9 protein-coding genes are annotated in these 10,845 nt (G+C 65.9%); 4 read left to right on the top strand and 5 right to left on the bottom strand.

The window, feature by feature from the left end:
* Window positions 1–67 precede the first annotated feature (67 nt).
* From PQQ53_RS18245 to PQQ53_RS18230, 4 genes are all read right to left on the bottom strand, one after another.
* A complete protein-coding gene (locus PQQ53_RS18245) occupies window positions 68–1,549 on the bottom strand; it encodes a tetratricopeptide repeat-containing glycosyltransferase family protein (protein ID WP_408325160.1) in 1,482 nt (493 codons plus the stop codon).
* A gap of 51 nt (window positions 1,550–1,600) precedes the next feature.
* The gene (gene aroC, locus PQQ53_RS18240) at window positions 1,601–2,701 is read right to left on the bottom strand and encodes a chorismate synthase (RefSeq protein WP_102631336.1); all 1,101 of its coding nucleotides are present in this window, start codon (window positions 2,699–2,701) and stop codon (window positions 1,601–1,603) included.
* 244 nt (window positions 2,702–2,945) lie between these two features.
* Window positions 2,946–4,883, bottom strand: a complete 1,938-nt coding sequence (locus tag PQQ53_RS18235; RefSeq protein ID WP_408325158.1) for an MFS transporter — start codon at window positions 4,881–4,883, stop codon at window positions 2,946–2,948.
* Between the two features lie 249 nt (window positions 4,884–5,132).
* A complete protein-coding gene (locus PQQ53_RS18230; protein ID WP_408153787.1) occupies window positions 5,133–5,594 on the bottom strand; it encodes a CBS domain-containing protein in 462 nt (153 codons plus the stop codon).
* Window positions 5,595–5,832: 238 nt separating this feature from the next.
* Here PQQ53_RS18230 and PQQ53_RS18225 point away from each other — a divergent pair, with 238 nt between their 5' ends.
* The 3 genes from PQQ53_RS18225 (at window position 5,833) to PQQ53_RS18215 (ending at window position 8,611) form a co-directional block, all read left to right on the top strand.
* Complete coding sequence (locus PQQ53_RS18225; RefSeq protein WP_408325156.1) at window positions 5,833–7,239, top strand: O-acetylhomoserine aminocarboxypropyltransferase; 1,407 nt, start codon at window positions 5,833–5,835, stop codon at window positions 7,237–7,239.
* Entirely contained in the window at window positions 7,236–8,069 is an 834-nt protein-coding gene (locus PQQ53_RS18220) for an alpha/beta fold hydrolase (RefSeq protein ID WP_408325155.1), read from the top strand. Before PQQ53_RS18225 ends, PQQ53_RS18220 begins: the two co-directional genes overlap by 4 nt.
* 221 nt (window positions 8,070–8,290) lie before the next feature.
* Window positions 8,291–8,611, top strand: coding sequence for an Mpo1-like protein (locus PQQ53_RS18215; RefSeq protein WP_408325153.1), 321 nt, complete (start codon window positions 8,291–8,293; stop codon window positions 8,609–8,611).
* 196 nt (window positions 8,612–8,807) lie between these two features.
* On the opposite strand, the gene PQQ53_RS18210 is transcribed toward PQQ53_RS18215, so the two are convergent.
* On the bottom strand, window positions 8,808–10,124 hold the full coding sequence (locus tag PQQ53_RS18210; protein ID WP_408146382.1) for a YihY family inner membrane protein: 1,317 nt from the start codon (window positions 10,122–10,124) through the stop codon (window positions 8,808–8,810).
* Between the two features lie 115 nt (window positions 10,125–10,239).
* On the opposite strand from PQQ53_RS18210, the gene wrbA reads away from it, so the two are divergent.
* Entirely contained in the window at window positions 10,240–10,842 is a 603-nt protein-coding gene (gene wrbA, locus PQQ53_RS18205; protein ID WP_408146379.1) for an NAD(P)H:quinone oxidoreductase, read from the top strand.
* Window positions 10,843–10,845: the final 3 nt, after the last annotated feature.

Below are 10,845 nucleotides of genomic sequence, written 5' to 3'. Positions count from 1 at the left end.
AAGCGCGGCTTTGCTTGTCTTCGCGTGGCGCCTGCATCTTCGCTGGCGCCGCGCGAAGGCGGAAGTTTCAACGACGCTCGCGCGTCATCGCTTCAATCCTCTCCCGCACCTTCGCCACGACCGGCGCCCAGTCGCCGACGCGCGGCTGTCGAACCAGCTCGATCGAATCGTACCAGGCCGTATGCGGCGATGCATCGCCCCAGAACCACGCGGAGACGTGATCGATCATCAAACAGGTCGGCACGCCGAGCGCCCCTGCCAGATGCGCGGGCCCGCTGTCGATCGTCACGACCAGATCCAGATTCGCCAGCAACGCGGCGACGTCGTCGAAGCCGGACTGAAAGTGACCGGTCATGTCGATCACGTCGAGACCCCTGGCTCGCCACTGCGCAGCCGTTTCGCCCCGCCCCGGCGACAACGCAAAATAACTCACGTCCGCCACGTTCAATAGCGGTTCAAGTCGCTCGACGGGCACCGAGCGCCGCATGTCGCGGATATGTTCGGGATTGCCGTTCCACACCACCCCGACTTTGAGATTGCCTCGCGTGGCCGCAAGTTGCGCGTCGACCCGCTCGCGCCATGTCCGCACATGCGCCGGATCGGCGCTCAGGTACGGCGCGCCCCACCCCGCTGCATCGACGATGCCGAGGCGCAGCGGCAAGCTCATCAGGCCGCAGTGGAAATCAGGCCGGGTGTCGAGACTCGTTTCGAGCGGCAGACCGGCGGGCAGTGTCCGCTCGAACAGATGACGCAGCGGCCCATCATGACCGAAGACCACCCGCCCGCCTTCGCACCGCGCCCGCTCGGCCAGCAGCGGCAGAAAGCGTACCGCCCACAGGCAGTCGCCATTGCCCTGCTCGCCGTAGACCACCAGCGTCTTACCGGCCAGCGATTCACCCTGCCAATACGCGCTGATCGCTGCGAGCGCATGCTGCGCGTTGTTCATGTCATCGGCGAACGCGATGCGCGACTCGTAATGCGCCCAACCATCGGCGAAACGGTCTGAGCGGATTTCGAATTCAGACAGATCGAACAACGCATGCGCGTTGTTCGGCGACAGCGCCAGCACTTGCCTGAGCAATGCCTCGGCTTCGGCGAAACGCGCCTGCTCCTTGATGCACAGCGCGAGCTTGTGAAGCGCCACCGGATTGGCGGGCACGACGCGCAGCGCTTCGCGCAGCAAGCGTTCGGCGGTGGCGAAGTCATCGCGCTGCTGCATGACGGCCGCACGCCACATCAGCGCGTTGGCGTCTTCGGGATGGTGCGAGAGCAGCAGTCCGGCCGCCGAGTCTAGCAGTGCCCAGTCGCGCACGATAAAGGCCATCTGCGCAATCATGGGAAGCAAAGTGGGTTCGCTCGAAGGATCGAGCCGGTAGGCGCGCACCAGAGCGGCGAGCGCCTCGTGCCGGCGGGCCTTGTCGCGGCCGGTGTGCTGCAGCAGCAGTTGGCCGAACGCGAAGCAGTCGCCGGCGGACGCATCCGGCGCGGCGGCACGCGCGCGCAGCGCGGCGAGCTGGCTATCCGCCAGCCCGGCGTTTGAATCGGCCATGGGGATAGCGCCGCGCGCTCAGCGGGTCAAAAGACGTTCGACGCGCGCCGGTTAAGGCGCGCTCGCCGCGATCTTCGGCGTGCTGACGGACACGTCGCCGCACTGCGCGCGATGGCGCAACGCGTGGTCGATCAGCACCAGCGCGAGCATCGATTCGGCGATCGGCGTGGCGCGAATGCCGACACACGGGTCATGCCGCCCGAACGTTTCGACGACTGCCGGCTGGCCCGCCTTGTCGATCGAACGGCGCGGCGTGCGAATGCTCGAGGTCGGCTTGATCGCGATCGACACCGTGATGTCCTGCCCGGTCGAAATACCGCCGAGCACACCGCCCGCGTGATTGCCGACGAAGCCCTCGGGCGTCAACTCGTCGCCATGCACCGAACCGCGTTGCGCGACGCTCGCGAAGCCCGCGCCGATCTCGACGCCCTTCACCGCGTTGATGCCCATCATCGCGTGCGCGATGTCGGCGTCGAGGCGGTCGAACAGCGGTTCGCCGAGCCCGACCGGCACGCCGGAGGCCACGACGTTGATGCGCGCGCCGATCGAATCGCCGTCCTTGCGCAGCGCGTCCATGTACGCTTCGAGCTGCGGCACGATGTCGGCGTTCGGCACGAAGAACGGGTTCTCGCGCACCTGCGCCCAGTCGACGAACGGCACGTCGATCTCGCCGAGCGCTGCCATATAACCACGAATCTCGGTACCGAATTTCTCGCGCAGCCACTTCTTCGCGACCGCGCCCGCCGCCACTGTGGGCGCCGTCAGGCGCGCCGACGAACGGCCGCCGCCGCGATAGTCGCGAATGCCGTACTTCTGCCAGTAGGTGTAGTCGGCGTGACCGGGGCGGAACGTGTCGGCGATGTTGCCGTAGTCCTTGCTGCGCTGATCGGTATTGCGGATCAGCAGCGCGATCGGCGCGCCGGTGGTCTGGCCTTCGAAGACGCCCGACAGGATCTCGACCTTGTCTTCTTCCTGGCGCTGCGTGACGTGGCGCGACGTACCGGGCTTGCGGCGGTCGAGTTCGAGCTGGATGTCGGCTTCGTTGAGCGCCATGCCCGGGGGGCAGCCATCGATCACGCAGCCGATAGCGGGGCCGTGCGATTCGCCGAAGGTCGTGACAGTGAAAAGCGTACCGAGCGTGTTGCCGGACATGGGCGTCGTCCAAAGAAATGCGGGGAAAGCGCTATTATGCCAGCCCCATCGCAGGGGGAACGGGTTGCGCGGCATGAGTGGACGATTGGCCAGGGCCAACTCAGCCGCAAGCTTGCGACGATTCGCGCGGGGCGTCGGCAAACGCGCCGCCGTGAGTGGGAATTTTCGTTTTGACTGTAGGGTGTGTCGTCAGAACGGCGGCGGAGGCGGTTTTGGCTGCAGCGCCGGCCACCATCCCGGCCCGCTACTTCCGCGCCCCGCGCAACTCCGTGACGATCTGCTGCAATTTCTCCGGCGTCGCCTGCGCCGGATCGATCGGCTCGCCCACCGCGAGGCTCAACCGGCTCATCACGCCCTTGCGGATCGGGCGTGGCCAGTGCGTGTCGTTGCCGCGAGAAAACACGCTACCCCACAGGCCGCGCAGCGCCATCGGTATGACCGGCGCAGGCGTGCGCCTGATGATCTCCATCACGCCATGGCGAAACGGATTCATCTCGCCGGTTCGTGTGAGCTTGCCTTCCGGAAAGATGCAAACCAGTTCGCCCTCGGCGAGCGCCTGCGCGCAACGTTCGTAGGCGCGCGGGAGCAGTTCCGGGTCCTGATGCGCCGGCGCGATCGGAATCGCTTTCGCATGACGAAACACCCAGCCCGCGAACGGCGACCTGAAGATTTGATGATCCATCACGAAGCGGATCGGCCGCGGACTCTCGGCCATGATGACTATCGCATCCACGAAGCTCACGTGGTTGCACACCAGCACCGCCGCGCCCTCGTCCGGAATCCGCTCGGCATGCACGAGGCGAATCCGGTAGAACGTATGCACCAGCATCCACGCGATGAAGCGCAACAGGAACTCCGGCACCAGCGAATAGATGTAGGTCGCGACGACGATGTTCAGCAGCGCGGTGACGAGGAAGATCGCCGGAATGCTGAAACCGGCCGAGGTCAGGCCCATCGCCATCAACGCCGACACGATCATGAACAGCGAGTTCAGGATGTTGTTCGCGGCGATGATGCGCGCCCGGTGGCTCGGCAGGCTGCGGCTCTGGATCAGCGCATAAAGCGGCACGCTGTAGAAGCCGCCGAACATCGCGAGCAGGAACAGATCGGCCAGCACGCGCCAATGCGCGAGCCGCCCGAGGAACTCGCCGACGCTCAGCAGGTGCCCGCCGGGCGGCAGCGCGTGGCTCGCGAAAAACAGATCGATCGCGAACACGCTCATGCCGATCGAGCCGAGCGGTACGAGACCGATTTCAATGCGCCGTTTCGACAGTTTTTCGCACAGCAGCGAGCCGATGCCGATGCCGATCGAAAACGTGCCGAGAAGCACGGTCACGACGTCCGGATTGGCGGAGAGCACATTCTTCGCGAAACTGAAGAACGACGACAGAAACGTCGCGCCGACGAACCACAGCCAGGAAATGCCCAGCAGGCTCAGGAACACGGTGCGGTTTTCGCGCGCCAGCTTGAGGTTGCGCCACGTCTCGCTAAACGGATTCCAGTTGATGCGCAGCTCGGGTTGCGGCGCGGCCGTGGCCGGCACGAAGCCCGACACGATGCGCCCCGCGAGCGCGATCGCGATGCACGCGGCGGCCAGCACCAGCGCGCCATGTTCGGCGAGCCCGGCGCCCGCGCCGCCGACGATCGTGCCGAGCAGGATCGCGACGAAGGTGCCCATCTCGACCATGCCGTTGCCGCCGACCAGCTCCGTCTTCGACAGATGCTGCGGCAGATACGAGTACTTGACGGGCCCGAACACGGTCGAATGGACGCCCATCAGAAACGTGCACAGGTACAGCAATGGCGCGCTATGCAGCCAGAACCCCGCGCCGCCGATCAGCATCACGACGATTTCGAAGCTCTTGACGAAGCGCGTGAGCATGGCCTTGTCGTACTTGTCGGCGATTTGCCCCGAAGTGGCCGAGAACAGCACGAACGGCAGAATGAAAATGGCCGCGATCAGAAACGCCGCACTGGCCGGATCGACGCCGGAAAAGCGCGCTGCCTGATAGGTGACGAGCGACGTGAAACCGATCTTGAACACGTTGTCGTTCATTGCGCCGAGGAACTGCGTCCAGAAGAACGGCGCGAAGCGGCGCTGCCTGAGCAGCCGGAACTGGGATTCGTGCGAGTCATGCGCACGGGAGGCGCGACGGGCGGCAGGTAACGGACGATCGCTCATGAAGTTCGGAGAACGGCCCAGAAGAGCAACAACAGAGAAAGCGCGGAGAACGGCGCCGGGCGCAGGCGGCTCATCACATCACGCGAAACACGGAACGGAACTGCGGTACAACCGGGCGCACAGGCACCCGCTTCTGGCGGGCCGCCCACGACGCGGCCGGACACAAAAAAGGCGCACGCTTTCGCGCGCGCCTTGCCCGCCTCTTCGCGCTCATGACAATGCTGGAGCGCGACGGTCAGTCACAGCGCATCAACGCGCCGGTTGCTGTTCCTGCTGTTCTTCCGGCCAGTCGCGGATATACGCCTTGAGCATGCGGTTTTCGAAGCCCTGCTCTTCGACCACCGCCTTCGCCACGTCGTAAAACGAAATGACGCCCATCAGCGTACGGCTTTCCATCACCGGCAAGTAGCGCACGTGATGTTCGAGCATCATGCGGCGGACCTCATTGACGTCGGTCTCGGGCGTGCAGGTGAGCGGATGGTCGTCCATCACCTTGCGGATCGTGGAGGTGCCGACGCTGCCGCCGTTCTTGCTCAGCGTCAGAATGATTTCGCGAAACGTCAGCATGCCGACGAGATCGCCATATTCCATCACGACCAGCGAGCCGATATCGTGGTCGGCCATCGCATTGACCGCGTCGTGCAGCATGGTATCCGGTGTGACCGTGAAAAGGGTGTTGCCTTTGACTTTGAGAATGTCGCTGACTCGCATGATCTGTCTCCGTGATACCCGCTAGCTGGCAATGCATGAATGATTTTCGATCCTAGCGGAAAGGCCCATAAAAGGAAAGCGGCCCGCCCACCAAGGATCAGCGGGCGTTCGCCATCTCGAATTCGTACCGCGCCGGGCGCGCGCATCGGGAAAACCGCGCTTGATGCGGATCATGCCGGTGATAGGATGGCCGCCACTTTCCCCTTTCGCGAGGCCGCTCGTGGCCCCGCCGCCCACGATGTCCGCCAACCGTTTCGACACGCTTGCGCTGCATGCCGGCGCCGCCCCCGATCCCGCTACCGGTGCGCGCGCCACGCCGATTTACCAGACTACCTCCTTTTCGTTCCGCGACTCGGACCACGCCGCGGCGCTCTTCAACATGGAGCGCGCCGGCCACGTCTATTCGCGCATCTCCAACCCGACGGTGGCCGTGTTCGAGGAGCGCGTGGCCGCGCTGGAAAACGGCGCGGGCGCGATCGGCACGGCGAGCGGCCAGGCGGCCCTGCATCTGGCGATCGTCACGCTGATGGGCGCGGGCTCGCACATCGTCGCCTCCAGCGCGCTGTACGGCGGCTCGCACAACCTGCTGCACTACACGCTGCGGCGCTTCGGCATCGAGACGACCTTCGTCAAACCAGGCGAGCTCGACGCGTGGCGCGCCGCGCTGCGCCCGAATACGCGGCTGCTGTTCGGCGAGACGCTCGGCAACCCCGGGCTCGACGTGCTCGACATCGCCGCCGTCGCGCAGATCGCGCACGAGCACCGCGTGCCGCTGCTGGTCGACTCGACCTTCACGACGCCCTATCTGCTCAAACCGTTCGAGCACGGCGCGGATTTCGTCTATCACTCGGCCACCAAATTCCTTGGCGGCCACGGCACGACGATCGGCGGCGTGCTGGTGGACGGCGGCACGTTCGACTTCGACGCGTCGGGGCGCTTTCCCGAATTCACCGAGCCGTACGAAGGTTTCCACGGCATGGTGTTCAGCGAGGAAAGCACGATCGCTCCGTTCCTGCTGCGCGCGCGCCGCGAAGGTCTGCGCGACTTCGGCGCGTGCCTGCATCCGCAAGCCGCGTGGCAACTGCTGCAAGGCATCGAGACATTGCCTTTGCGTATGGAACGGCACGTCGCCAATACGCGCCGCGTGGTCGAGTTCCTTGCCGCTCACGACGCGGTCGAAACGGTCGCTTATCCGGAGCTGCCGTCGCATCCCGACCATGCGCTCGCGCAGCGCCTGCTGCCGCGCGGCGCGGGCGCCGTGTTCAGCTTCAATCTGCGTGGCGACCGCGCGGCCGGGCGCAGTTTCATCGAAGCGCTGTCGCTGTTCTCGCATCTCGCGAATGTCGGCGACGCGCGCTCGCTGGTGATTCATCCCGCATCGACCACCCACTTTCGCATGGATGCCGCCGCGCTTGCCGCCGCCGGTATCGCCGAAGGCACGATCCGCCTGTCGATCGGCCTCGAAGATCCCGACGATCTGATCGACGACCTCAAGCGCGCGTTGAAGGCCGCGCAGAAATCGGGCGGCGCTGCGGTGGCCCGAAGCGGCGCGGCGACTGCATCCGCCGCAGACACCGCAACCGCAAAAACCCGCTCGCCAGCCCCCTCCGACACCGCCGCAAAACCCCGCCCGGAGTCCGCATGATCGTCACCGTTCAGGGCCAACCCGCTTACGCGTACACCGGTGGCAAACCACTCGACGCCGGCCTGCCTACAGCGGTGTTCATCCACGGCGCCGAGCACGACCACAGCGTATGGGCATTGCAAAGCCGCTACTTCGCGCACCACGGCTTCGGCGTGCTGGCGGTGGACCTGCCCGGCCACTGCCGCAGCAGCGGCCCCGCGCTCACCAGCGTGAGCGCGCTGGCCGACTGGCTCGCCGCACTGCTCGACGCCGCCGGTGTGCAGCGCGCATTCGTGGCCGGCCACAGCATGGGCTCGCTGATCGCGCTCGACTTCGCCGGCCGCTATCCGCAACGCGCGACGCATCTCGCGCTGCTCGCCACCGCGATGCCGATGGCCGTCTCCGGCGCATTGCTCGACGCCGCGCTGCATCGCGAGCCTGACGCGATCGGCATGGTCAACCAATGGTCGCATTCGACGCTCGCAGCCAAGCCCTCCTGCCCCGGCCCGGGCTTCTGGCTGCACGGCATGAATCAGCGCCTGATGGAGCGCGTTTCGGCGCGCGGCGAACCGCACCTTTTCCATACCGACTTCACCGCGTGCAACGACTACGCGGACGGTCTCGCCCGCGCCGCCCAGGTGCGCTGCGCGACGCGCCTGATCGTCGGCCGGCGCGATGCGATGACGCCGCCGCGCGCCGCCAAAGCGCTCGCCGACGCGCTTGCACAAGCGGGCGTGCCGGTCGACACCGTCACGCTCGACGCGGGCCACGCGTTGATGACCGAACAGCCCGACACCACGCTCGATGCGCTGTTCAGCTTCGCTTCCAGGCCGCCTCGCGAAGCCCGCTAGCGGCCGTGAGGCGTCGCGTAAACCGGCAAGTGAGTTAGCACGATACGCGTGCTGGAACAGCCGCGCCATCGTCCGAATGGCCAGGTTGCGCGCGGGGCCCGATAGCCGCACAATGGTTCAAGCCTGTCGCGTTGCGAACGCGTGCGAAGCATGGCGGCACGCGGCGAAACCACCCGGAGCGACGGGCATGACGGCGGCAAGCGTCCACATCGGAGGCCATCATGGCTCACACCGCGCATACCGATCACTTCGCGAGTTTCGCGGAGTTCTATCCGTACTATCTGAGCGAGCATCGCAATATGGTCTCGCGGCGGCTGCATTTCGTGGGATCGCTCGGCGTGATCGGCTGTCTGGCGATGGCGCTCGCCACCGGCGACTGGCTATGGCTGCCGGCAGCCATAATTTGCGGCTACGGGTTTGCCTGGGTCGGGCATTTTTTCTTCGAGAAGAACCGGCCGGCGACCTTCCGCCATCCGCTCTATAGCCTGATGGGCGACTGGGTGATGTTCAAGGACATTTGCGTCGGCAGGATTTCGCTTTAGCTGGGCAGCGGGTTGGCCAATGTGATTGGCGCGTCAGCGGGCATGCCGTGCCGCTTTCTTTGCCAGCCTGCCTCGATCACTTCACCGCTATTTCCAGCGCGCCTGGTGGCGCCATCATGCGAGCGCCGCCCGTTCGCGGGCGGCGCGCATTCGTCCCACATCCCGCGCCTTCAGGCATCAATCGCCCCGCATCGTGTCAAGCCGCCTGATGCGGCATCGACGGCGCGACGCGCTCGCTCTCCCCGGCACGAGCCGCTTTGGCCGCCGCGCGCGCCGCCAGCAAAGCGGCGAGCGTCACCTTCAGCTTGTCGTTGTCGAGCGAGGCCAGCAGCGTCGCGCCATCCACTCGCGTGGACTCCAGGTCGAGCTGGTACGCGAGCTCCGCGCGGTCGATCACGAACATGTCGAACAGGCGCTCGACCGTGACCTGCGCCGGGTTCGCCAGCAACAGGAAATGCGGACCGGCGTCGTCCTCCAGCCGCGCGATCCAGTCGATCTCCTCGAGCCGCTGCAGCAGGTAGAGCGTGATGTCCATATCGCGCCGAAGCATCCGCGCAAGTTCGGGCACCGTGTAGCCGCGCCCGCCCGCGTCGCGTGCTTCCGAGAGCCGCGCGAGCAGTTCGAGCGAATCGAACAGATTGCTGCCGTCGAAGGTGGGCCGGTGAAACTGGCCGATGCGAATTGCCGGCAACGCGGAGGCGATCATCGCGCCCGCGAGCGTGATGAACCAGCACAGGTACATCCACAAGAGGAACAGCGGCACGGCGGCGAACGCTCCGTACACGGCGGTGTAGGTCGGAATGCGGCGCACGTAATAGCCGAAACCGCGCTTGGCGAGCTCGAACGCGATCGCGGCGGTGACGCCGCCGATCACCGCGTCGCGCCATTCCACGCGGCAGTTCGGCAGATAGACGTAGAGAATCGTGAAGGCGAGCGCCGTCAGCGGCAGCGCGGCGCCCGCCAGCGCCCATTCGATGAGCGGCGTGATGCGCTGCGCCGCGCTGAAGGTCATCGACTGCGTGAACAGATACGAGGAGATCGACAGGCTCACGCCGATCAGAATGGGCCCAAGCGTGATGATCGCCCAGTAGACCAGAATGCGCTGCGCGATCGGCCGCGCCTTGCGCACCCGCCAGATCACGTTGAACGCGGATTCGACGGTCATCATGGTCATCACTGCCGTGAGAAACAGCAGGATCATGCCGATCGTGGTCAGCCCTTTCGCCTTCGACGCGAACTGGTTCAGATACTTGAAAATCTGACTGTTCAGTTGCGCGGGCATCAGGTGGTCCGCGAGGAAAAGCTGCAGCGAATCCTGGAACGAACTGAAAATCGGAAACGCGGTGAACAACGCGAACGCGACCGTGGCGAGCGGCACGAGCGCCAGCATCGCCGTGAACGTGAGACTGCCGGCCACCTGCGGAATCCGGTCTTCGCCGATGCGCTGCGCGGCAAAGCGCGCGAGTCGTTTGAGCGTGTCGAGATCGAAACGCACCCTGGACAACAAACCCATCTCCTTGCCTCTTGAACCGGTGCTTGGGGAAGCGCGCGCGGCACCTGGCCGAACGGCTATGAGTGGCCAGCAGAGCGGACCGAGCCCCTATAATACCCGTTCACCGATGAGGCCTATGAAAGACATTCTCGTGCTTTATTACAGCCGTCACGGCGCCACCCGCGAGCTCGCGCTGGCGATCGCGCACGGCGTCGACAGCGTCCCCGGCATGCAGGCGCGCGTGCGCACCGTGCCGGCGGTTTCCACCGTCTGCGAAGCGACGCAGCCGGACATTCCCGCCGAAGGACCGCCCTACGTCGAACTGCGAGATCTCGAAGAATGCGCCGGCCTCGCGCTCGGCTCGCCCACCCGCTTCGGCAACATGGCCGCGGCGCTCAAATACTTTCTCGACGGCACCACGCCGCAGTGGCTGGCGGGCGCCCTGTCCGGCAAGCCGGCCTGCGTGTTCACGTCCACCGGCAGTCTGCACGGCGGCCAGGAATCCACGCTGCTCAGCATGATGCTGCCGCTGCTCCACCACGGCATGCTGATCGTCGGCATCCCGTACACGGAGAGTGCGTTGAGCACGACCCAAACCGGCGGCACGCCGTACGGGGCGTCGCATTTCGCCCGCGCGGGCAGCGCCGCGCAAGGCATCTCCGCCGATGAGAAAACGCTCGCCATCGCACTCGGCGCACGCGTCGCGCGCACGGCGGCGTCCATGAGCGAAAGGCCGTGAGCG

Source organism: Paraburkholderia strydomiana (assembly GCF_046030495.1).
GTDB lineage: Bacteria > Pseudomonadota > Gammaproteobacteria > Burkholderiales > Burkholderiaceae > Paraburkholderia > Paraburkholderia strydomiana_A.
This window is presented reverse-complemented; position numbering and strand designations above follow the sequence as displayed.

Excerpts from the sequence above, each read along its gene's own strand:
- PQQ53_RS18210 (WP_408146382.1), bottom strand. The coding sequence starts at position 10,124 with ATGGGTTTGTTGTCCAGGGTGCGTTTCGATCTCGACACGCTCAAACGA.
- aroC (WP_102631336.1), bottom strand. The coding sequence starts at position 2,701 with ATGTCCGGCAACACGCTCGGTACGCTTTTCACTGTCACGACCTTCGGC.
- PQQ53_RS18215 (WP_408325153.1), top strand. The coding sequence starts at position 8,291 with ATGGCTCACACCGCGCATACCGATCACTTCGCGAGTTTCGCGGAGTTC.
- PQQ53_RS18235 (WP_408325158.1), bottom strand. The coding sequence starts at position 4,883 with ATGAGCGATCGTCCGTTACCTGCCGCCCGTCGCGCCTCCCGTGCGCAT.
- PQQ53_RS18225 (WP_408325156.1), top strand. The coding sequence starts at position 5,833 with ATGTCCGCCAACCGTTTCGACACGCTTGCGCTGCATGCCGGCGCCGCC.
- PQQ53_RS18220 (WP_408325155.1), top strand. The coding sequence starts at position 7,236 with ATGATCGTCACCGTTCAGGGCCAACCCGCTTACGCGTACACCGGTGGC.
- PQQ53_RS18245 (WP_408325160.1), bottom strand. The coding sequence starts at position 1,549 with ATGGCCGATTCAAACGCCGGGCTGGCGGATAGCCAGCTCGCCGCGCTG.
- PQQ53_RS18230 (WP_408153787.1), bottom strand. The coding sequence starts at position 5,594 with ATGCGAGTCAGCGACATTCTCAAAGTCAAAGGCAACACCCTTTTCACG.
- wrbA (WP_408146379.1), top strand. The coding sequence starts at position 10,240 with ATGAAAGACATTCTCGTGCTTTATTACAGCCGTCACGGCGCCACCCGC.